Origin of the sequence: Xanthomonas sp. 3058 (assembly GCF_014199765.1) — a bacterium.
Lineage (GTDB): Bacteria > Pseudomonadota > Gammaproteobacteria > Xanthomonadales > Xanthomonadaceae > Xanthomonas > Xanthomonas campestris_B.
Genome location: NZ_JACHOF010000011.1, coordinates 95995 through 117863 on the forward strand (window position 1 = coordinate 95995; position 21869 = coordinate 117863).

General features: G+C 66.5%; 21 protein-coding genes and 1 pseudogene. 12 read left to right on the forward strand and 10 right to left on the reverse strand.

What is annotated here, in order from left to right; genetic code table 11:
- The first annotated feature begins 42 nt into the window (after window positions 1-42).
- Entirely contained in the window at window positions 43-1488 is a 1446-nt protein-coding gene (tldD, locus tag GGR61_RS14390; protein WP_184406726.1) for a metalloprotease TldD, read from the forward strand.
- Between the two features lie 343 nt (window positions 1489-1831).
- Here the strand turns inward: tldD and yjgA are convergent, their stop codons facing one another.
- The gene (yjgA, locus tag GGR61_RS14395; protein ID WP_184622180.1) at window positions 1832-2413 is read right to left on the reverse strand and encodes a ribosome biogenesis factor YjgA; all 582 of its coding nucleotides are present in this window, start codon (window positions 2411-2413) and stop codon (window positions 1832-1834) included.
- Window positions 2414-2612: 199 nt separating this feature from the next.
- Between yjgA and pmbA the strand changes: the two genes are divergently transcribed.
- Both pmbA and GGR61_RS14405 read left to right on the forward strand, forming a co-directional pair.
- On the forward strand, window positions 2613-3980 hold the full coding sequence (pmbA, locus tag GGR61_RS14400; protein ID WP_184622182.1) for a metalloprotease PmbA: 1368 nt from the start codon (window positions 2613-2615) through the stop codon (window positions 3978-3980).
- 339 nt (window positions 3981-4319) lie between these two features.
- The gene (locus GGR61_RS14405) at window positions 4320-4709 is read left to right on the forward strand and encodes a DUF4870 domain-containing protein (protein WP_184406729.1); all 390 of its coding nucleotides are present in this window, start codon (window positions 4320-4322) and stop codon (window positions 4707-4709) included.
- 66 nt (window positions 4710-4775) lie between these two features.
- On the opposite strand, the gene GGR61_RS14410 is transcribed toward GGR61_RS14405, so the two are convergent.
- The 6 genes from GGR61_RS14410 to GGR61_RS14435 form a co-directional block, all read right to left on the reverse strand.
- The gene (locus GGR61_RS14410) at window positions 4776-5873 is read right to left on the reverse strand and encodes a M35 family metallo-endopeptidase (RefSeq protein ID WP_184406730.1); all 1098 of its coding nucleotides are present in this window, start codon (window positions 5871-5873) and stop codon (window positions 4776-4778) included.
- A gap of 656 nt (window positions 5874-6529) precedes the next feature.
- The gene (locus GGR61_RS14415) at window positions 6530-7405 is read right to left on the reverse strand and encodes a polyprenyl synthetase family protein (protein ID WP_184406731.1); all 876 of its coding nucleotides are present in this window, start codon (window positions 7403-7405) and stop codon (window positions 6530-6532) included.
- A 1-nt stretch (window position 7406) separates the two neighbouring features.
- Complete coding sequence (locus GGR61_RS14420) at window positions 7407-7670, reverse strand: exodeoxyribonuclease VII small subunit (protein ID WP_184622191.1); 264 nt, start codon at window positions 7668-7670, stop codon at window positions 7407-7409.
- A 44-nt stretch (window positions 7671-7714) separates the two neighbouring features.
- Window positions 7715-9034 (reverse strand): tRNA lysidine(34) synthetase TilS, encoded by a 1320-nt coding sequence (gene tilS, locus GGR61_RS14425; protein ID WP_184406733.1) that lies wholly within the window; start codon window positions 9032-9034, stop codon window positions 7715-7717.
- A 205-nt stretch (window positions 9035-9239) separates the two neighbouring features.
- Window positions 9240-9776, reverse strand: coding sequence for a WG repeat-containing protein (locus GGR61_RS14430; RefSeq protein ID WP_260287927.1), 537 nt, complete (start codon window positions 9774-9776; stop codon window positions 9240-9242).
- Between the two features lie 23 nt (window positions 9777-9799).
- Window positions 9800-11518: an alkaline phosphatase gene (locus GGR61_RS14435; RefSeq protein ID WP_184622193.1), complete on the reverse strand. Its 1719-nt coding sequence runs from the start codon at window positions 11516-11518 to the stop codon at window positions 9800-9802.
- A gap of 142 nt (window positions 11519-11660) precedes the next feature.
- Here GGR61_RS14435 and GGR61_RS14440 point away from each other — a divergent pair, with 142 nt between their 5' ends.
- Both GGR61_RS14440 and GGR61_RS14445 read left to right on the forward strand, forming a co-directional pair.
- Entirely contained in the window at window positions 11661-13001 is a 1341-nt protein-coding gene (locus tag GGR61_RS14440; RefSeq protein ID WP_184622195.1) for a dicarboxylate/amino acid:cation symporter, read from the forward strand.
- Window positions 13002-13010: 9 nt separating this feature from the next.
- Window positions 13011-13838 (forward strand): class I SAM-dependent methyltransferase, encoded by an 828-nt coding sequence (locus tag GGR61_RS14445; RefSeq protein ID WP_184622197.1) that lies wholly within the window; start codon window positions 13011-13013, stop codon window positions 13836-13838.
- A 10-nt stretch (window positions 13839-13848) separates the two neighbouring features.
- Here the strand turns inward: GGR61_RS14445 and GGR61_RS14450 are convergent, their stop codons facing one another.
- Entirely contained in the window at window positions 13849-14502 is a 654-nt protein-coding gene (locus GGR61_RS14450; protein ID WP_260287930.1) for a hypothetical protein, read from the reverse strand.
- Between the two features lie 411 nt (window positions 14503-14913).
- Between GGR61_RS14450 and GGR61_RS14455 the strand changes: the two genes are divergently transcribed.
- On the forward strand, window positions 14914-15405 hold the full coding sequence (locus GGR61_RS14455) for an acyl-CoA thioesterase (protein WP_184622201.1): 492 nt from the start codon (window positions 14914-14916) through the stop codon (window positions 15403-15405).
- Window positions 15406-15486: 81 nt separating this feature from the next.
- Here the strand turns inward: GGR61_RS14455 and GGR61_RS14460 are convergent, their stop codons facing one another.
- Together GGR61_RS14460 and GGR61_RS14465 are read right to left on the reverse strand one after the other, a co-directional pair.
- A complete protein-coding gene (locus GGR61_RS14460) occupies window positions 15487-16236 on the reverse strand; it encodes a C40 family peptidase (RefSeq protein WP_184622204.1) in 750 nt (249 codons plus the stop codon).
- Between the two features lie 109 nt (window positions 16237-16345).
- Window positions 16346-16951 (reverse strand): C40 family peptidase, encoded by a 606-nt coding sequence (locus GGR61_RS14465; protein ID WP_184622231.1) that lies wholly within the window; start codon window positions 16949-16951, stop codon window positions 16346-16348.
- A gap of 46 nt (window positions 16952-16997) precedes the next feature.
- Here GGR61_RS14465 and GGR61_RS14470 point away from each other — a divergent pair, with 46 nt between their 5' ends.
- From GGR61_RS14470 to GGR61_RS14490, 6 genes and pseudogenes are all read left to right on the forward strand, one after another.
- Complete coding sequence (locus tag GGR61_RS14470) at window positions 16998-17477, forward strand: peptidylprolyl isomerase (RefSeq protein ID WP_184406741.1); 480 nt, start codon at window positions 16998-17000, stop codon at window positions 17475-17477.
- A gap of 379 nt (window positions 17478-17856) precedes the next feature.
- The gene (locus GGR61_RS14475) at window positions 17857-19092 is read left to right on the forward strand and encodes a DUF418 domain-containing protein (RefSeq protein ID WP_184622206.1); all 1236 of its coding nucleotides are present in this window, start codon (window positions 17857-17859) and stop codon (window positions 19090-19092) included.
- A gap of 31 nt (window positions 19093-19123) precedes the next feature.
- Window positions 19124-19276 (forward strand): annotated as a pseudogene (locus GGR61_RS21230) (amino acid dehydrogenase); the annotation flags it as partial.
- Window positions 19273-20643 carry a glutathione-disulfide reductase gene (gorA, locus tag GGR61_RS14480; protein WP_184622208.1) on the forward strand — a complete coding sequence of 457 codons (1371 nt, stop codon included), beginning with the start codon at window positions 19273-19275 and terminating at the stop codon, window positions 20641-20643. The pseudogene GGR61_RS21230 and the gene gorA, both read left to right, overlap by 4 nt.
- An 86-nt stretch (window positions 20644-20729) precedes the next feature.
- Window positions 20730-21137, forward strand: a complete 408-nt coding sequence (locus tag GGR61_RS14485) for an MGMT family protein (RefSeq protein WP_326520632.1) — start codon at window positions 20730-20732, stop codon at window positions 21135-21137.
- A 43-nt stretch (window positions 21138-21180) separates the two neighbouring features.
- On the forward strand, window positions 21181-21861 hold the full coding sequence (locus GGR61_RS14490; RefSeq protein WP_184406845.1) for a rhomboid family intramembrane serine protease: 681 nt from the start codon (window positions 21181-21183) through the stop codon (window positions 21859-21861).
- Window positions 21862-21869 lie beyond the last annotated feature (8 nt).

Below are 21869 nucleotides of genomic sequence, written 5' to 3' on the forward strand. Positions count from 1 at the left end.
GAACGACTTGTCTCCCCGGCGCGCGGGCCCCATCCTGACTGCATGACCGATAACGCTCTCACTCTGGCCGAAACCCGGCTGCTGCTTCCCTCCGGCCTGGATACCGGCCATCTCGACCGCACCTTCGGCGCCCTGCTGGGCCCGGGCATCGACTTCGGCGACCTGTATTTCCAGCATTCGCGGCGCGAGAGCTGGAGCGTGGAAGACGGCATCGTCAAGGACGGTGCGCATTCCATCGAACAAGGCGTCGGCGTGCGCGCGATCTCCGGCGAAAAGACCGGCTTCGCCTACTCCGACGACATCCAGCGCGAAGCGCTGTTGGAAGCGGCGCAGTCCGCGCGCGCGATCTCGCGCGACGGCGGCGCGCAATCCACCCGCACGCTGGTGCGCGGCGGCGGCCGCGCCTTGTATCCGGCCACCGATCCGATCGACGACATGGACAGCGCGACCAAGGTCGAGCTGCTGCGCCGCATCGACCAGTACGTGCGCGCCGCCGACCCGCGCGTCAAGCAGGTGATGGTGAGCCTGTCCGGCGGCGTGGACACGGTGCTGATCGCCCGCAGCGATGGCGTGCTGGCGGCCGACGTGCGCCCGCTGGTGCGCTTGAACGTGCAGGTGATCGTCGAACACGGCGGGCGGCGCGAATCCGGTTATTCCGGCGGCGGTGGTCGTTATGGCTACGCCGAATTGTTCGCCGACGGCCGCCCGGAAGGTTTTGCGCGCGAAGCGCTGCGCCAGGCGCTGGTCAATCTGGATGCCATCCCCGCGCCGGCAGGCGTCATGCCGGTGGTGCTCGGCCCGGGCTGGCCCGGCGTGCTGCTGCACGAGGCGGTCGGCCACGGCCTGGAGGGCGACTTCAATCGCAAGGGCACCAGCGTCTACGCCGGCCGTATCGGCGAGCGCGTGGCCTCACCGGGCGTGACCATCGTCGACGACGGCACCCTGGACGGCCGCCGCGGCTCGCTCAACATCGACGACGAGGGCACGCAGACGCAGTGCACCACGTTGATCGAAGACGGCGTGCTGGTCGGCTACATGCAGGACACCCACAACGCGCGCCTGATGGGCGTGGCGCCGACCGGCAACGGCCGCCGCGAATCGTTCGCGCACCTGACCATGCCGCGCATGACCAACACCTACATGCGCGCCGGCCAGCACGACCCGCAGGAGATGATCCGCTCGGTGAAAAAGGGCATCTACGCGGTCAACTTCGGCGGCGGCCAGGTCGACATCACCAGCGGCAAGTACGTGTTCTCGGCCACCGAGGCCTACCTGATCGAAGACGGCAAGGTCACCGCCCCGGTGAAGGGCGCCACGCTGATCGGCAACGGCCCGGAAACCATGCAGAAGGTGCGCATGATCGGCAATGACCTGGCGCTGGACGAAGGCGTGGGCGTGTGCGGCAAGGACGGGCAGAGCGTGCCGGTCGGCGTCGGCCAGCCGTCGCTGTTGATCGACGGTATTACGGTTGGCGGAACGCAGGCCTGAGATGCGGGGAATCGGGAATCGGGATTGGGGAATCGCAACGGCAGGGGCGCAGAGCAGTGCGCCGGGCGTTTGCGGTTTGCCGGTTCAGCGGAGGGGATTCGGGAATCGGGATTGGGGAATCGCAACGGCAGGGGCGCAGAGCAGTGCGTCGGGCGTTTGCGGTTTGCCGGTTCAGCGGAGGGAAATCGGGAATCGGGATCGGGGAATCGCAACGGCAGGGGCGCGGAGCAGTGCGTCGGGCGTTTGCGGTTTGCCGGTGCAGCGGAGGGGATTCGGGAATCGGGATCGGGGAATCGCAACGGCTGGGATGGCCGTTGCCTGGTTTGATGGATCGGGCCGATCCCTATTCGTCGCCGTCCGACGCCGGTTCGCCGTCTTCCAATCCCGAATCCCCACTCTCCAATCCCGGCTCCTGAGACAGCTCTCTCAGCACCTGGAACAGCTCGCGGTAGGCGCGCGGGGGTTTGTTCTTGGCGCGTTCGTGGATCGCGTTGCGCACCAGCTGACGCAGTTGCTGGCGATCGGCGGCCGGGTAGGCTTCCAGCAGTTCGGCCAGCGCGACGTCGCCTTCGGCGAGCAGGCGCTCGCGCCAGCGCTCGACGCGGTGGATCGCGGCCACTTCGCGGCGCGCGGTGTCGCTGTTGGCATCCAGCGCATCGCGGATCGCTGCCAGCGTGTCGTCGTCCTCGCGGCGCATGTGCTTGGCCAGAAACGCCAGCTGCCGCTTGTGCGCGATATGCGAGGTGATGCGCTTGCTCTCTTCGATATGCGGGATCAACGACTCGGGCACCGGCAACTTGGCCAGCTGCGCCGGGGTGAGCGCCACCAGCTTTTCGCCCAGGTCGAAAATTTCCAGCGCCTCGCGCCGTTGCTGGCTGCGGCTGGCGCCACGAAATTCACCGGTATCTTCATCGCGTCCGCGCATTGCCACTACATCCCGAAACTTGGTTAGTTAAATTTCCGGCCACGAACGGCCGGACTCCGGCGGAAGACTCCGCACCAAATTCAGACACTGCGGCCATGGATGGCCGAGCTTTCTGCGGAAGGATCCGCATCCAAATTCAGACAGTCCGGCCATGATGGCCGGGCTTTCGCGGACGGATCCGCATCCAAAGGATAAAGCATTGAACGCACTCTCCTCCGAAACCCGTGTCACCGACGACAGCCTGCAGCGCCTGGATGCACTGACCGATATCTCGCAACGCCTGCTCGAGCGCGCCCGTGCGGCCGGCGCCACCCAGGCCGAAGTGAGCTGCAGCGAAGAGCGCGGCCTGGACGTCAATGTGCGCCTGGGCGATGTGGAAACGGTCGAATCCACCCGCGACCGCGGCATTGCGGTGACGGTGTACTTCGGCAAGCGCAAGGGCAGCGCGAGCACCGCCGATCTGCAGGATTCCAGCCTGGAGTCCACTGTCGCGCAGGCCTGCGCGATTGCGCGCTATACCGAAGACGACGTGGCCGCCGGCCTGGCCGACCCGGAGCTGATGGCGCGCGACTTCCCCGAGCTGGACAGCTGGCACCCCTGGGCGCTGGACGCCGACACGGCGGTGGACCTGGCGCTGGCCTGCGAGACCGCCGGCCGCGACGCCGATGCCCGGATCAGCAATTCCGACGGCGCCTCCGCCAGCACCGGGCTCAGTCTGTCGGTGTACGCCAACTCGCATGGCTTCATCGGCCGCGAGCGCGGTACCCATCATTCGATCAGCTGCGCGCTGATCGCCGGCCAGGGCGACGGCATGCAGCGCGACGGCTGGTACAGCAGCGCGCTGGCACGCGAAGACCTGGAAGCGCCAGACGCGATCGGCCGCCATGCCGCCGAACGCACCCTGGCACGTCTGCAACCGCGGTCGTTGCCGACCGGCCAATTGCCGGTGCTGTTCGCGCCGGAAGTGGCGCGTTCGCTGGTCGGCCACCTGCTCGGCGCCGTCTCCGGTGGCGCGTTGTATCGCCGCGCCAGTTTCCTGCTCGACAGTGTCGGCACCACGTTGTTCCCGGACTGGTTCAACATCGAAGAGCTGCCGCATCTGCGGCGCGGCCTGCGCTCGGCCGCGTTCGATGGTGAAGGCGTGGCCACGCGGCGTTCGGCACTGATCAGCGACGGCGTGCTGCAGCGGTATGTGCTGGGCAGCTACTCGGCGCGCAAGCTGGGCCTGCAGACCACCGCCAACGCCGGTGGCGTGCACAACCTGCAGGTCACTGCCAACGCGGGCGATCTGACCGCGCTGATCGGCGGCATGTCGCGCGGTCTGCTGGTCACCGAGCTGATGGGCAACGGCGTCAATCCGGTGACCGGCGATTATTCGCGCGGTGCGGGTGGGTTCTGGATCGAAAACGGTGCGATCGCCTATCCGGTCGATGGCCTGACCATCGCCGGCAACCTGCGCGAGATGTTCGCCGGCATCGAGGCGGTCGGTAACGATGTGGACCCGCGCTCGCACGTCAAGATCGGCTCGGTGCTGATCAACCGCATGACCGTGGCCGGCGATAGCTGAACCGGCGACCCCGTCTGAGGTCTGCCATGCCTGACGGGCATGGTCGGCGGGCTGCGGGCTGGGCGGGGCGATGTGGCAACGCCGCCTGGGCGTTCGGCCAGCCGAGCGCGTCCCCGCCCCAGCCGCACGGCGGGTGCCTGTCCAGGTCGCAGCGACAACGGGTCGAACCCGACACCGCTGCGCCATGCCGCAACACTCTCGCTGGCGTCATCGCCTAAACGGAGGATGCGTGCTATCGCCCGTGGTAGGTGACTCAAACCAGACCATGTCTTCCTGCACTGGTCGTAGCCTGAATCGTTGTTATAGTCGGCCGCACCACACCCATGCATGGAAGACAGGATGAGCGACTTCGAGACACACACCGCACCGCCGCCGCCGCCGACCGGCACCAGCACGCCGTCGGAGGAGCGCACCCTGGCGCTGGCCGCGCATCTGCTCGGCATTCTGACCTCGGTCATCGGCGCCCTGGTGATCTGGCTGATCAGCAAGGACGCCAGCCCGTCCAAGCCGTTCGCCACCGATCAGGCCAAGGAAGCGCTGAATTTCCAGATCACGGTGATCATCGCGTACGTGGCTGCGGTGATCCTGGCCATGGTGTCGTTCGGCATTCTGTTCTTTGTGCCGACGCTGGTGTGGGTCGCCAACCTGGTGCTGTGCATCATGGCCGCGGTCAAGGCCAATAACGGCGAGCATTACCGCTATCCGTTCACGCTGCGCCTGATCAAGTAATCCGGCCGCGTAACGCAAAGGCCCGGCATCGCTGCCGGGCCTTTGTCGTTTCAAGCGATGACGCGATCAGTTCTGCGCCGGGGTGTTCTCGGCGAAGTACTCGTGGCTGTCGGCGTTGGTGATCGCCTGGGCCGGGTTGCTGATCGCCAGGCTGCGCGCGCCGGACTGACCATAGACGCGGTCCTGCGTGCCGGCCACCACGGTGAAGTGGCTGGTCTCGTGCACCAGCGTGCCGGCCTTGGAGTCGGTGCCGGTTGTCGACGCACTCCAGAACGCGTTGCAGACATGGATCTCGTACGGCTGGTTCGGATAGACGTAGGCGAAGGCGTCCGCCAGATCCGCTTCGCAGCTGCAGTTGATCGTCAGCTGGCCGTTGTTCTGGTCCAGCGCGTTGTCGATATTGACGAAGTTGGAGCTGACCCGGCTGTAGCGCGAGGCGTTGTAGGCGCCGAACCAGGTGGTGTAGCGCGCGCCGGTGCTGCCGCCGTTGAGGTAGGTACGCGCGTTCTGCGAGTAGTTGCGTGCGGCAGTGACGGCACTGGCGGCCTGGTTGGTGCGGGTGGTGCTGCAGTTGAGGTAGTTGATGCCGTTGACCACGGCGGTCGGGCCGACTGCGAGCTGGCGCTGTACGCCACGACGTGCGCCGTCCAGCCAGACGGTGAGCGGGGTGCTGGTGGCCACGGCCGGCTGTCCGTTGGCCGCTTTCATCAGGCTGCCGTCGGCCAGTGAGGCGTATTGCAGCGACGAACGTACCTGGATGGTGTAGTTGCCGCTCGTGGACAGGTCGTAAGCGCCCGCCAGATCGACCTCGCCCTGCACGCTCTGGCCGGGCTTGAGGATGGTGAAGTCGGCCGCTTTGGGCAGGCCGCGCTTGACCAGACGTCCGGTGTAGGCCACCGGCGCGCCGTCACGGCTCACTTCCAGGATGCCGTTGTCCAGCGACTGCAGCGGCAGCTGATAGGTCGGCACGCGGGCGATCTGGCTGCCGTTATTGGTGACAGTCACCGCGATCTTGCCCTGGTGTCGCCCGGCCTGATCGGCAACCGGTGCCAGTTCGATGGTCAACGGAACCGGGCCGCGCGCGGACTGCGCCTGCGCCGATCCGAGCACGCCAACAACGGCCAGCGTGCCTGCTGCAAACGATGCGAAAAAAACGTTCTTCACCAGTGACTCTCCATGAGGTCGGGGGATGTCCGCGAACGCGGACACGTCAACCTAGGCAGAGTGAACAGACGCAACAAGAGAGCCAATTGATGCCGCATTTGACCTGTTCATGGTCACTGAATGACAAATGCGGACACGGATGATGACAATTCAGCTGAAATTTGCGTATCCGTTCACGCTTTGCAAGCCATCCGCATAAATTCCTGTGTGAAAAGTTACGTAAAGAGAAGTTTCATTTTGTGACGCGGTACGTCGCTTGCGTAAGGGCGCTCAACGCTCGCGCCGTGCACTGGCGCACGCTGTGCGCAACCGGCGGCTGCGATCGTTTGAACGACGCCGTTGCCGAGGCGTACGAGAGCGTGCGATGCGAGTCCGCTGGCAGCACGGGAGCGGCCGTGTCCTGTCCATCGGTTCCTGCGACATTGGCCGCCGTGGCTGCGGGCTGCGCTGGCGTGATCGGTCGTTCGTGCGCGGATCGGTGTCGGTGCCCTGTGTCTGCCTACCGGCGCGATGATCATGGCGCGCACGGCTCTACCCATGCCGGCCGATGACTGCGCATGCGCTGGTGACTGGGCGTGGGTCTGGCGGAGGGCGCCAGCACCAGAGGCGCCGCGCGGCGGTACCGGCGGCGCGGTCGCTTGAACGAACGCAGTGCTCTAGTGCGCGCGGTCCACCGCAAACCGGCCTAGCGTCGCCAGGGTGTCGCCGGGTGGGCCGTAAGGCTGCAGCACGTCGTGCATGCGCGTCGCCAACTCGGCCAATTTCGCCTTGGCACCGTGCATGCCGAGCAGGGCCGGGTAGGTGGACTTGGATTGCGCCGCGTCCTTGCCGACGGTCTTGCCCAGCTGTGCCGAGCTCGATTCCACGTCCAGGATGTCGTCGCGCACCTGGAAGGCCAGGCCCAAGGCATCGGCAAAGTCGTCCAGGCGCTGCTGATCGGCGGGTGCGGCGCCGCCGGTCAGCGCGCCCATGCGCACCGCAGCGCGGATCAGCGCACCGGTCTTGAGCGCATGCATGCGTTGCAGATCGGCGAGCGATTGCAGCTGACCGGTGGCATCGATATCCAGCGCCTGACCGCCGCACATGCCGGCGGCGCCGGCGGCCGTGGCCAGGCTCTGTAACCAGCCGACACGCAGCTCGGCGCTTGCCGGTGCGCTGGCCAACAGCTCGAACGCGCGCGTCTGCAAGGCATCGCCGGCCAGGATTGCAGTGGCTTCGTCGAAGGCGATGTGCACGGTGGGCTGGCCGCGACGCAGCGCGTCGTCGTCCATCGCCGGCAGGTCGTCGTGCACCAGCGAATAGGCGTGGATCAGCTCCACCGCCACTGCCGGCGTATCCAGGCGCTCTTCCTCGGCGCCGAACAGCGTGCCGGTGGCGTACACCAACAGCGGCCGCATGCGCTTGCCACCACCGAGCACCGCGTGACGCATCGCGGCGTGCAGCCGCTGTGGCGCCAGCACCGGGCTCGGCAGACAGGCGTCCAGGCTGCGTTCGGTGCGGGCGATCCAGTGGTCCAGCAGCGCGGAACTCACCTCAGCCGCCGTCCAGCGACGGCGGTTCGAAGGCTTCGGCAAGCTCGGGACGTGCAGGATCGCTCAGCATCCGCACGCGCAGCTCGGCCTGTTCCAGCGCCTGCTGGCAATCGCGGTACAAGCCGATGCCGCGCTCGTAGGCGGTGAGCGATTGCTCCAGGCTCAGCTCGCCCACTTCCATCTTCTGCACCAGCTGTTCGAGTTCTTCCAGCGACTGTTCGAAGCGGGCAACCGGGGATGTTTCGTTCGATGATTTCTTGACCATGACTAAAGTGTGCGGCGCGCACGCAGGTGGGTCAATGAATTCGCCTAGGTGCCGCTGCACCATTCCAGGCGCGCGTGGTTGTGCTGCAGCCAGGCGTGCAAGCTGGCCGAGACGACGCGATCGCCAGCGGCGAGCACCGTGTCGTGCGTGCATAGGATTGGCAGGCGTTGCCGCTGCCACGGCGGCAGGTCCAATGCCTGCAACAGGTGTTTGAGCTGGTGCGAATGGCTACGTTGCGGCAGCACGATGCGTTCGCCGCCCTGGCGCGCGCGCACCAGCAGCGGCTGCGCAAACCGCAGGCCGGGGCTGCCATGCAGCCGCAACTGCGCGCCATCGGGCAGCGCAAGCGGAGTTTGCCCATCCCATTGCGCTTGCCACTGCGCTGGCCATTCCGCACACGGGCGATGCAGGAACAGGCATTGCCGCCAACGGCGTACTTCGACCTGCTGCCAGGCAAAACGGGTATTCCGGTCCGGCGCGTCGTTGGCGATCTCGGTGTCCAGCGCGGCGACGCCGTGCGCGGGCAGCGGCGGCGCGCCCGCTGCGCTGACCCAGGCGCGCAGTAGCCGCGGTCTGCGTGTGGCCGGTTGGGTGCGCAGCCGCCGCAGGTCCAGCGCGCCGTCGCTGGTCAGCAGGCCGGGCAGCAGCGCCAGATCTTCGTGTAGCAGCAGGTCGCTCGCATCGGCGCACAGCTGCGCGCTGCGCGCCAGCGCGTCGGCGGCGTGCGGCCAGCGCTGGCGCAGCAGCGGCAGCACCTGCAGGCGCAGGAAGTTGCGGTCGAAGCCGGGGTCGGCGTTGCTTGGGTCTTCGATCCAGCGAAGTGCGTGCCGCTGCGCGTACGCCTGCAATGCGCTGCGCGGCAGCGCCAGCAGGGGACGCCACAGCTGGGCGTGGCCGAAGTCGCGCAATGGCCGCATCGCCGCCAGCCCGTCCGGGCCGGAGGCACGCAGCGCGCGCAACAGCAGGGTTTCGGCCTGGTCGTCGCGGTGCTGCGCCAGCGCCAGCCATTCGTCGGCGGCCAGCGCCTGGGCGAAGGCTGCGCGGCGCGCCTGTCGCGCCGCTGCCTCCAGCCCGTCGCCGCTGTCGCGAGGTACCTGTACGTGCAGAACCTGCAACGGGAGCGACAGCGCAGCGCAAAACGCGGTGCAGTGCGCGGCCCAGGCGTCGGCGTCGGCATGCAGACCGTGGTGGACGTGGACCGCGCGCAGCCCGGCACGCCGGTAATGCGGCTGTTGCGCCAGCGCATGCAGCAGCACGCTGGAATCCAGCCCGCCGCTGAAGCCGACCAGCACGGCGGCCGGCGCAGGCTCGGGCAGGGCGGCGGTTACCTCGCACTGCGGTGCGGGATGGGAGCGGGTGGTCATCGCACTACTTTAGAGGCTGGCACGGTGGCAGCGAAGCGCATCGGCGCTGCGCCGCCCCGTCCAGAGGGCGGCCGCCGTTCTACTGTCGCAGGACACTGCGATCGCCGGCCGTTGCCGCCCCGCCCGGCGACGGCCACGCGCATGCACCGGGACATCGGGATCGCCGCGTTAGCGGGGCGGCTGATCGCCCTTGCCGTGGTCTGACTCAATGCTGCGGCTGCGCTACCTCGCGGTTGCGGCGGTCGATGTAGTACCAGCGCCCGCCCTGCATCGGTGTGTATCCGTTGATGTCGGGCGTGCCCGGGCGGCAGCCGTCGCAGACCCGGGCCACGCCGTTGGCGAACGGCCAGGCGTAGCCATGGACCGGCGGGACCACTTCGCGCAGCCGCAGATCGTAGAAGCCGATACGGCCGTGGAAGACGCCGCGGGTGAGACCTTCGGTGAAAGCGTCCGGGCCGTTGTCCGACAGGATCACCGGCAGGCTGCTGCCGTCGGCGCGCACGTAGTAATACTGGTCCTTGACCAGAAGGACGGACAGGCCGTCGGCATCGAAGCGCAGCTGTTGCGCTACGTGCGACGACAGCCGCAGACGCCCGTCGCTGCCGACGCTGCAGCCGGGCACGATGGCATGATCGGCATTCGGATCGCCCAGTCGGCAAACTGCCTCGTCCTGCGCCCATCCTGAGGGCGCAATGACCACCGCCGCCAACGTGAGCAACGCCAAGGCTGCCCATCGCGGCATCCGGGGCCGCTTCGGCGATCGGATCATTTGGCAGCGGCGGCCGTCGTGTCGGCCACGAACGCGTCCGCTGCCGGCAGTTGGACCGGCACGCCGGCGCTGTCGCAGTTACCGGCCTTGCACAGGCGCTGACGCAGGCGCGGGGTGGCCTGGACGATGACGTGGTAGATCACGTTCTCTTCCAGCGTGCCGCGAAACGCCGCGCTGCCCGGGCCGGTCGCCCAGATGCCGACGTCTTCGCCGCCGTGGCTCTCGGACTTGGTCGGCACCAGCGATTCCTGCATATAGCTGGGCGCTTCGGTGTCGACATGGGTCAGGTCGGGGCGGCCGTGGGCCGGCTCGTTGCTGCTGGGTTCGTGCGGGTATTTCTTGGGGCCGGCCGGTTGCGCATTGCTGGCGCCGGTGTAGCCGGGGCCATTGGCGTAGCTCAGCGTGGTGTAGGGCTGGCCGGTGATGTCGGTGGCCAGTTGGGTGCGGTCGCCCTCTTCGCCGCCGGTGCCGCGCACCTTGCCCAGGATCGGGTTGCCGCGTACCGGGTAGCCGACGAAGTTGAGCGTATGCGAATGGTCGGCGGTGACGATGATCAACGTGTCCGGCGGCGCGGTCTGCACGGCGGTGCGCACCGCATCGGACAGCGAGACGGTTTCGTCCAGTGCGCGGTAGGCATTGCCGGCGTGGTTGGCGTGATCGATGCGGCCGCCTTCGACCATCAGCACGAAGCCATTGGGGTCGCGCGACAGCGACTGGATCGCGGTGCGGGTCATCTCGGTCAGGCTCGGCTCGCCCTCGGGCGTGCGGTTGCGGTCGTGATCGAACTGCATGTGGTCCGGCTCGAACAGGCCCAGCAGCGCGGGTGCGCCGGCGGCCGCGTGCAACTGCTGCGCGTTCCAGACGTAGGCGCCCTGCGGGTGCGCCTGTTTCCACTCGGCGACCAGATCGCGGCCGTCCAGGCGCAGGCCCACCTTGTCGTCGTATTCCGGGTCGCGCTCCTGCACGGTCTGGAACTGGCTGCGCCCACCGCCCAGTACCACCTGCGGGCCGCGGCCGTAGCGCGCGGTCGACAGCAGTTGCTGGGCGATGTCCTGGCAGCCGGCCGCACGAGCGGACTCCGGCAGGTCGGTATCGTTTTCCCAGTTGCGCTCCGTCGAATGCGCATACGTCGCCGCCGGGGTGGCGTGGGTGAGGCGGGTGGTGGTGACCACACCGGTGGCCATGCCGGCGCTGTCGGCCAGTTGCAGCCAGCTCAGCAGCCCCTTGCCCAGGCTGTCGGCGCAGTCGCTGCGGTTGCCGCTGCTGACGCCGATCGCGCCCATGTGCGACTTCACGCCGGTGGTGATCGCGGTCATGGTGCCGGCCGAATCCGGTGTCTGCGAATCGGTGTTGTAGGTCTTGCTGAAGGCAGTCGCGGGGAACTGCTCCCACGACAACAGGTTCTCTTCGCCCGGCCCGCCCTTGCGCTGGCCATCGAGAATGCGCGCTGCGGCCACCGTGGTCAGGCTCATGCCGTCGCCCAGGAACAGGATCACGTTGCGCGCCCGGCCGGCCATGGCGCCATTGCCGGCTGCACGCGCCGCGCCCGAGCGATACCACCACTGCGGCGTCTCGCCCGCAGGGTGCGTCACTTGCGGCACCTCCACGCGCACGCCGGCGGGTGCCGATGCGGAGGTGCCGGTGGTGGCGGCGCAGGCGGCCACGCACAGCGTGGTCAGGGCGGCGAGGGCAGGCAGGCGATAACGCATCGGCATCTAACTCGTGACTGAATCAACGCGCATTATGCCGGGATGCCTGGCGTCACACAGATGACACACCGCTGTTCCAGCCGTGGCCTCGCGGGCAGCGCGGGCCTGGGCTATGGTGCATGCACTTCCCCCCCGGATGATTCGACGCATGACAGTGGTCTCGGCCTGGTTGCGCATTCCGTTCTGGCAACGCGTGGTGGCCGGCTTCGTGCTCGGCGCGCTGGCCGGCTGGGCCATGGGCCCGGCGGCCGATGTGTGGTTCGGCCCACTCGGCGATCTGTACGTCACCCTGATCAAGATGATCGCGATCCCGTTGGTGTTCTTCGCGGTGATCAATGCGATCTCCTCGCTGCACGGGCAAAAATCGGTCGCCGCGCTCGGTGGGCGCACGTTTCTATGGTTCGTCATCACCGCGGCATTGGCGGTGGGCGTGGGCCTGGCTGTCGGCACCTTGATGCAACCGGGCGCCGGTCATTTCAGCTTGAGCGTGGACTCGGCCTGGAAACCACGCGATGTGCCCAGCCCGATCCAGGTGCTGCTGGACGTGGTGCCCTCCAACCCGTTCTACGCACTGACCGGTATCGGCACCAAGACCAACGCGGCCGGCGAAACCGTGCTGGCGGCCGGGCGCGGGTCGATCCTGCCGGTGATCTTTTTCGCCGCGCTGCTGGGCTTTGCGATGGTCAAGCTCGGCGAGCGGGTGGCCGAGGCGCGCAAGCTCACCGGGCAGCTGAGCGACATCATGATCCAGGTGACGCGCTTCGTGCTGGAGATGACCCCGCTGGGCACCTTCGGGCTGATCGCCGGCCTGGTCGGCAGCTATGGCTTCGAGAAGCTGCTGCCATTCGGCAATTTCGTGCTGGCGCTGTATGTGGCCTGCGCGATCCATATCGTGGTGGTCTACAGCAGCCTGTTGCTGTTGCACGGATTGAATCCGTGGAAGTTCTTCCGCGGCGCCGCGCCCGGCATGCAGGTGGCGTTCGTCAGTTCGTCGAGCTTTGCGGCGATGCCGGTGGCGATGCGCTCGATCACGCATAACCTGGGCGTCAGCAAGGACTACGCCGCGTTCGCGGTGCCGCTGGGCGCCAGCATCAAGATGGATGGCTGCGGCGCGATCTTCCCGGCCTTGTGTGCGGTGTTCATTGCCCAATACACCGGCGTGCCATTGACCGCCAATCAATACTTCGTGGTGTTGATCGCCTCGGTGCTCGGCAGCTTCGGCACCGCCGGCGTGCCAGGCACTGCGGTGATCATGGCCACGGTGGTGTTGAGCGCAGCCAACCTGCCGCTGGAAGTGATCGGGTACCTGTACGCCATCGACCGCATCCTCGACATGATGCGCACCATGACCAACGTGACCGGGCAGATGCTGGTGCCGGTGCTGGTGGCAAAGGAAACCGGCCTGCTCGACAAGGAGGTCTACGAATCGGCATCCACCAACGTGGGGCTGGAAGATCCGCCCGCCGACAACGCCAAGCCGCTGCGCTGAGCGCAACGCATGACGGCTGGATTGCCCGTGTTGCGTGAGTGCCTGGCGCAACTACCTGCGCTGGACAGCGTCGATGGCGTGTTCGTTCAACGCACGCTTGCCGAAGATCCGTTCGAGGATCGCTATCTGGACGTGCGGCGCAAGGAAGGCCGGTTGTATACCGATGCGCAGGTCCGCAGCCTGCCGCGCCCCAGCGGCAAGCTCGGTACCAGCCTGGAATGGCAGGTGCGCGCGCTGTCCAGCAGGTTGCTGGTACAGCACCTGCAAGCACGCGCCGGCGAGGGCGCCATTCTGGAACTGGGGTGCGGCAACGGCTGGTTATCGCAGCTGCTGGCGCAATCGCTGCAGCGCGACGTGTGCGGCATCGACGTCAATCGCACCGAGCTCACGCAGGCCGCGCGCGTCTTCGGTCACGACCAACGGCTGAGCTTTGTCGCTGCCGATATCCAGACCTTTGCGCTGCCGCACGCTGTCTTCGACGTCATCGTGGTGCCGGCGTGCATCCAGTATTTCGCGGATCCTGCTGCGCTGATGCGCCGCCTGCTTGCGCAGCTGCGCGACGGCGGCGAGTTGCACATCCTCGACAGCCCGCTGTATCCAGACCGGCAACGTGCCGACCAAAGCGCTGCACGCAGCCTGCGCTACTTCACCGGTCTGGGCATGCCGGCATTGGCCGGGCAATATCACCAGCACACCTACGCCGCCTTCGATGCGTTTGCAGTGCAATGGCTGTTCGATCCGCGTCGTCTGCGTGCGCGTGTGCGCCGCATGCTCAAGCTGCGCCAGCCGCATTTTCCATGGTTGTGTCTTCGCAAGCAGGACAACCAGGGACGGTAACCCGGCGGGGTCATCGCCCTTGGATGGCCTCCATCAACGTCGTTGCTTGCGGCGCCTTGTGCTGCGCGAACGCGCCGACCACGATAACGAACGTCAGCACGCCGATCAGCGGCCATAGCGTGTGGCGAACGCACAACCACCACCAGCCTTGCGCCTGCACGCCGCGCATGCGTCGATACAGCCCACCTGCCAGCGCCGCGTCTACCAGAAGCTCGGCCATCAAGACTGGCGCCGACCACACCACCCAAGCGGCAGCAACGATTGCGACTGCGGCGGCGGCCAGCACTGCCAAGATCGCCAAGATCGGCAGTCCGGCTTCGCCATCGACGAAGTCGGGGAGTGCGCCGTGGCCGGAAACATCCGAAGTGACGGATGGCGCGCTCCACGTGCCGGAACGACTCGCGCCGGCGGAGTTGCCGCCGTGGCCGGCCCATCCCGAGGTGTCTTGCGCCGCGCTGCTGCCGAGGTCGACGCAGTCGCCCGCCAGTTCGCCGTCTACGTCGTTGCGCCAGCGTACCCATGCCCACATCAGCAGCAGGAACAGGCCATAGGCGACCAGCGTCGCCATCGTGTAGCGCACCGCCATCGCATCGACGCCAGCATTGCGCAGCAGGAACGAGGCCAGCAGCCCGCCTGTCGCCGTGATCAACACGATGGCGCTCATCTGCAAGCGCGGCCAACCGTCGCGTTCCAGATGCCGCCGCGCATGCTCGATGGTGAATCGTCTTCGGTCCGACATGACGCGCTGCTTCCTGCTGCGGGCGGCCTTGCCCGGATGCCGAGAGTAAGTGACTTTCGCTAGCGCGTGTACGCGCGTTGCTGCAGATGTGCCACCTGTCCGTGCACCGGTGGTCGATGACGATCCGGCTAGCCTGAAGCAGGCGATTGCGCACCAAGGCCCGAGACGCACGCCTCCGGTGCGTGTAAGTCTGGTAATCAGGTGCGGCGGGCATGAGAGACCTGCAAGGCCGGCGCAGGGACGTGCTTTCCGTGAGCGCATCCTAGTGCGCGAGGCAGATCCCTTCAACACACGCGCATGGCACACTTTCAGCTCATTTCCTTGCGAGAGCGTGCAGTGATTGGCCAACAACGTGATCTGACATTTCGTTTTCTGGCCGAGCCCAGCGACGTCAACTTCGGCGGCAAGGTGCATGGCGGGGTGGTGATGAAGTGGATCGACCAGGTGGGATTTGCCGCAGCCAGTGGCTGGAGCGGGCATTACTGCGTCACTGTGGCAGTGGGCGGCATTCGCTTCGTGGCGCCGGTGCGGATCGGCGATCTGGTCGCGGTGTCGGCCAAGCTGGTCTACACCGGGCGCACCAGCATGCATTTCGCCATCGATGTGCGGGCGCGCAGCCCGATGGGCGGCGACGCGCGCCTGTGCACGCATTGCATCATCGTGTTCGTGGCGATGGACCCCGATGGTGTCTCAGCGGTGGAGGTTCCTTCATGGCAGCCCGACACCCCGGAAGATCAGCGTCTGGCCGAGTACGCGCTCAAGGTGATGGAACTGAGCAAGGGCATCGAGGACACCATGGCGCATTACAAGGCCGATGTTGCGCGTTGATCGCGCAAGCCCATGGACCACAAAAAAGGCCGCGGGATCGCCGCGGCCTTCGTCTGTCATGCAGTTGAATCGGTCACCAGATCAGAGCACCCGGCGCGCCTGGATGAACTTTTCGCTCCAGTAACCGCTGGCCAGCGAATCCACGCGCACGTCCTTGCCGCGGCTGGGCGCATGCAGGAACTTGCCGTCGCCGACTACCAGGCCCACGTGGTCGATGCGACCGCGCTTGCCGAAGAACACCAGGTCGCCGGCCTTGAGCGCGCTCGGGTCCTTGATCAGTTCGGCCGACTCGTCGCGGGCGATGTCGCGCGAGACGCGCGGCAGGTCGATGCCGAGGGCGGTCTTGAACACGTAGCCAACCAAGCCGCTGCAATCGAACCCTTCGGTGGATTCGCCGCCCCACACGTACGGGGTGCCGAGCAAAGCCATGGCGCGTTGCAGGATCACTTGCACACGGCTGTCGGCAACGGCGTTCTGAGCGGCATTGACTGCGCTCTGCGAAACGTCGTAATTGGCCAGCAGGCGGCTGAGGTCACCGGCGAACATCGCCGAGCGGTCCATCAGCGGAATGGCGTCGTTGGCGGCCAGATGCGGAAGCAGGGCGGCCAGTGTTGCGGTGGCAGCGGCGTCGGCGCGGCTGCGGGTTGCGGCTTTCTCGGCGGCGACGGCGCTGTCTGGCGTGGTCGTCTGCGGAGCGGGTGGCACGCCGTTAGCGGTCTGCGCCAGGGCGGGAAGGGCAGCTAACCAGAGAGCGGTGGCGCATAGCAGGCCGAGCGGTTTCCGATGCGGAAGCGGTGCGGCGCCAGTTTTGATCTGTTCGTCGTTCGTCACGCGGGAATCACAATTCTGCTGTCGATGCGGGATGATGCCTTGGTGAAAGAATCATGAAGTTCAAAAAAGGTTAAATTTCCGTTTTATTACTTGTGATGCACGTCACATTTCAAAGTAATACGCGTTTTGAACCTGAATAATGGTCACGCCAGTAGGCGCCATCCAGGAAATCCAGGCGGACGGTACCGCCGGTGTTGGGGGCATGTACGAAGCGGCCTTCACCGACATAAATGCCGACATGGGTCACGTTGCCGCTTGAACCGAAGAACACCAGATCGCCGGTCGCCAATTTCTCCGGAGGAATTTTCGGGCCCTGCACCGCAGCCAATTCGCGCGAGGTACGTGGCAGCGACAATGCCAGCACGTCTTTATAGACATACGTGACCAACCCGCTGCAGTCGAAGCCGGTTTCGGGCGTGTTGCCACCGAAGCGGTACGGCGTGCCGACCAGACCCAACGCACGCATCAGGATGTTGTTGGCGGCGGCCGGGTTCGACGCAGGCACCTGCGGCCATACCCGCGCCGCTGGCGACGGGGCGGCGGGGCGGCGGACCGGCGCTTGCGCGCAACCGCCCAGCAGCAGGAGCAGCCCCAGCAACAGGCTGGTCGCTGCACGACGGGCGGGAGCGGCGGAAACTGGCGTGATATGCATGGAGCCGGGATAATGGGCGGTTCGAAAGGTCGCCATGATGGCGGCGCACCCGGCGGCCGACAAGCCGTCCTCCACCGTCTGCCACCGGGCAGCCTATTCAGAGTCAGGCATGAAGATCGAAAAAGACAGCGTCGTCCGCTTCCACTACACCGTTTCGGAGATTGGCCAGGAGCCGATCGAGAGCTCCAAGGAGCGTGACCCGTTGGCGATCATGGTTGGCCACGGCAACATCATTCCCGGTCTGGAAGCGGCCATGATGGACAAGGAGGCCGGCGAGAGCTTCGGCGTGGACGTCAAGGCCGACGAAGCCTATGGCGAATACCGCGAAGGCCTGAGCCAGCGCGTGCCCAAGAAGCACTTCGGCGCCACCAAGCTGGTCCCGGGCACGCAGGTGGTGTTGCAGACCAATTTCGGCCCGCGCGCAGTGACGGTGCAGAAGGTCGGCATGAGTGTGGTCGACGTCGATCTCAACCATCCGATGGCCGGCAAGGATCTGCACTTCGACGTGGAGATCATCGAGGTGCGTGAAGCCACCCAGGAAGAGCGCGACCACGGGCATGTGCATGGCGAAGGCGGCCATCACCACTAAGCGCGGCCGACAAGACCACGACGCAGCCGTCAGACGGGCGCGCCGATGCCCGGAATCGGCATGCATCATGCGGACACTCCGGTTGTAAGCGCGCCGTCCGCAACAGGGTGACGACCACTCGCTCTGTTTTTAGTCACCCATCTGCGCAGGCGTGAACATGTCCTTGTCGCCGGCAGACGGGTGCGAGCAGTGCGGGGCATCGGCATGTGCGGTGTGTGTGCCGATTCCCAAGCGCCTTTCGTGTTCGTCTGACGGCCCGCTCGCTGGATGTTTCGTCGGCGACGTTGCATCGTTGCTGTGTCGTGTAGACGGCCCGCCCCTCGGCGGGCTGTTTGCATTCTGTCCCTTGCGAGCGCCGCGCCCTGCTATCCGAGCCAACATGACCACACGCGATCTTCTGCTGCCCATTGCTGCGACCGAGCGCATCGTCGTGCTGGACGTGCTGCGCGGCTTTGCGCTGTTGGGCATCCTGCTGATGAACATCGAAGCCTTTGTCGGCCCGCTCGATCTGGCGGTCACCGGCGTGGAGCCGCACTGGCACGGCGCCGACCGGGTGGCCGATGCGTTGATCTACATCTTCGTGCAGGGCAAGTTCTACACGCTGTTCTCGCTGTTGTTCGGCATGGGCTTTGCGGTGATGGCGCAACGCGCCGAGCAGGCCGGGCGCCCGTTCCTGGGCATGTATTTGCGGCGCACGCTCGGGTTGCTGGCGATCGGGCTGGCCCATGCAGTGCTGCTGTGGTCCGGCGACATTCTGGTGACCTACGCATTGCTGGCACTGCTGTTACTGACGGCACGCTCGGTGCCGACGGCGACGCTGCCGTGGCTTGCCGGGCTGGTCTATCTGTGTGCCCCTGGATTGATGCTGTTGTACGGGCTGGTGGGCATGTTGACTCAGCTCGATCCGGCAGCTGCAGCGGATTGGAATGCCGCCACGGTCGATGCAGCGCGACAGGCGCTGGCAAACGTGCAGGCGCAACGTGCGGCCTTCGGCAGCGGCACCTATCTGCAGGCCACGCTGCAACGCTGGCATGACACGCAGCAGGCGATGACCGGGCTGAGCATCAATGGCCCGGCGATGCTGGGGATGTTTCTGTTCGGTAGCTGGTTTGTGCGCAGCGGCGCCATCGCCGCACCGGAGCGCTTCCCGCGTCTGTTCCAGACCTTGCGTTATGGCGTGTTGCCCTTGGGGCTGGGGGTGATGCTGGCGAGTTACATGCTGGAGCCGTGGATGGATCCTGCGCGTCTGGACCTGCGCCTGTCGGGCGCCGCCGCCTTGTCGCTGATTGCCGGCCCGCTGATGAGCCTGGGGTATGCGGCGTGGGTGGTGCGCCTGGCGCCGCACCTGGCATGGCTTGCGCCTGCCGGACGCATGGCGCTGACCAACTACCTGATGCAATCGGTGGTTTGTACGTGGATCTTCTACGGTTACGGGCTGGGGTATTTCGAACAGTTGCCGCGCGTGTGGCAACTGCCGTTTGCGCTGGCGGTGGTTGTAGTGCAGGTCGTGTTGAGTCGCCTGTGGCTGCGCTGGTTCCGCTTCGGGCCGATGGAATGGCTGTGGCGCAGCGTGACCTATCTGCATGCGCCGCCGATGCGGCGCGGCGTGCGCTAGCGCGCAAGGCAGCGCGCGCGTCGATGTGTTGGTGCCGGGACGTCCTCACGTCTGGCTCGCAGCCGGGCGTGGCATGCTCGGCGGCAGTATCAGCACTGCAAGCAGACAAAGAATGGCCGATCCGATGACGCGCCGCGCACCTGCGCGGAGCCTGCACCCTTACCGCGCGGGGCGTCCTGCATGAGCATGCGTTACGACTACGATGTGGTGATTCTCGGTGGCGGTTCCGGCGGACTGGCCGCCGCGTTTCGTGCAGCGAAATACGGCGCGCGTGTTGCGATCATGGAGCCGAACGAGCTGGGTGGCACCTGCGTCAATCTCGGCTGTGTGCCGAAGAAGGCGATGTGGCTGGCGGCCGATCTGGCCGGCAAGATCGAACTGGCGAGCGCACTCGGCTTCGATGTGCCACGCCCGACCTTGGCGTGGCAGGAGTTGGTGACGCACCGGCAGGGCTACATCGCCAACATTCATGCAAGTTACCGCCGCCGTCTCGACGAGGACGGGGTGGTGCTGATCCCACAGCGCGGCGTCCTGCACGACCGCCACACCCTCATGGGCGGCGATGGCGTGACGGTGACAGCCGAGCACATCGTGATTGCCACCGGTGCGCATCCAGCGCGCCCCGGCGTACCCGGCGCCGAACACGGAGAGGTCTCCGATGACTTCTTCAATCTCTGTCATGCGCCTGCGCAGGTGGCCATTGTCGGTGGCGGTTATATCGCGGTGGAAATCGCCGGGTTGTTGCAGGCGCTCGGCAGCCGCGTGCACCTGTTCGTCCAGGGCGCTCGCTTGCTGGAGCGCTTCGATGCCGAACTGACGTTGCAACTGGCCGACAACCTGCGCCATCTGGGGGTGCGTTTGCATTTCGGCTTTACCACCACCGGTCTGCAGCGCGATCAGGAAGGGCGGTTGCGTGTGCAAGGGCATCCGGCGCACACCAGCGAGCAGGGCAACGAGGTGTTCGACAAGGTGTTCTTCGCCGTGGGGCGGCGCGCCAACACGGCCGGGCTTGGCCTGGACACCGTCGGTGTGACGCTGGGCGACAAGGGCGAGGTGGTGGTGGACGAGGGCCAGACCACGACGGTGCCCAACATCCATGCCATTGGCGATGTCGCCGGCAAGGTAGGGCTGACGCCGGTGGCGATCGCAGCCGGACGCAAGCTGATGGATCGCCTGTTTGGCAATCAGCCGGATGCGCGCATGGACTACGACGGCGTGCCGAGCGTGGTGTTCTCGCATCCGCCGCTCGGGCAGGTCGGGCTGACCGAAGAGCAGGCGCGCGCACGGCACGGCAGCCAGGTGCGCATTTATCGCAGTAACTTCCGTCCGATGCTGCACGCGCTGGCCGATGCGCCGCAACGCAGCCTGTTCAAGCTGGTCTGCGTGGGTGACCAAGAGCGTGTGGTCGGCGTGCACCTGCTGGGCGAAAGCGCCGACGAAATGCTGCAGGGGTTTGCGGTGGCGGTGAAGATGGGCGCGACCAAGCGCGACTTCGACGAAACCGTGGCGATTCATCCCACCTCGTCCGAAGAGATCGTGTTGATGCATTGAGTGATGTGCTGCTGGAGCCAAGCAGCGCGTTGAGCCCTCTCCCGGCAGGAGAGGGGTTTGTGATCCCTTGACTGGCGCCTTGCCTGATGTCGAAGCCTCGCCAACCGACGACCGATACGGCAGCCAAGCCAACGGCGCGTGGTGTGTCCGACGCCGCGGTGCCTTCCGGCGAGCAGGCCCGGCTGCGCATCCTCGCAGTGATCCGTGCGATCCCTTCCGGCGAGGTGGCCGGCTACGGCGACGTCGCGACGCGCGCGGGCCTTCCGGGCCGCGCGCGGCTGGTGGCACGCGTACTCAGCGGTAACGACGACCCGCAGCTGCCGTGGCACCGTGTACTGCGGAGCGATGGCCGGATCGCGTTGCCGGAAGGCTCGTCGGGCTATCGCGAGCAATGCCGGCGCCTGCGCGCAGAAGGGGTGCAGGTGGAGCGTGGGCGTGTTCGTCGTGCCAGCGCCGCGCAGCGGCTGGACGCGGCCGTGTGGGGGCCTTCATAAGCTTGCCGTTATGATGGTTGGCATTCCAAAGGATGCTGCCATGCTGCCCAAACTGCCGCCCGTCACCAAAGCGCTGTTGATCGCCAATATCGGCGTGTTCCTGTTGCAGTGGGCGTTGGGCGACCTGGGTGCCGGCCTGCTGCCCTCCGATGCGGCGCTGTCGTCACTGATGCTGTGGCCGATCTCCAACGGGTTCGATGCGTTCTCGCCTGGCGCCAGTTTCATGCCGTGGCAGCTGCTGACGTACGCGTTCTTGCACGGCAGTTTCAATCATCTGTTCTTCAACATGCTGGCGCTTTTCATGTTCGGTGCGCCGCTGGAGCAGACCTGGGGCCAGAAGCGCTTTTTGACGTATTACCTGGTCTGTGTGGCCGGTGCCGGTGTGTGTCAGCTGCTGGTGGCCTGGTTCCTGCAAAACGGCATGCCGGTGGTGGGTGCGTCCGGTGGCGTTTTCGGGCTGTTGCTGGCCTACGGCATGCTGTTCCCCAATCAGCGCGTGATGCTGCTGTTTCCACCCATCCCGATGAAGGCGCGCACCTTCGTGCTTGTGTTCGGCGCGATCGAGCTGGTGCTGGGGGCAACCGGTTGGCAGCCGGGTGTGGCGCACTTCGCGCATCTGGGCGGCATGTTGTTCGGCTGGCTGCTGATCCGTCATTGGCGGGGGCAGTCGCGGTCCGGTGGTGGCAAGGGTGGACGCAAGCCGCCCTTGCGCGTGGTGCGTTAAGCGCTAGC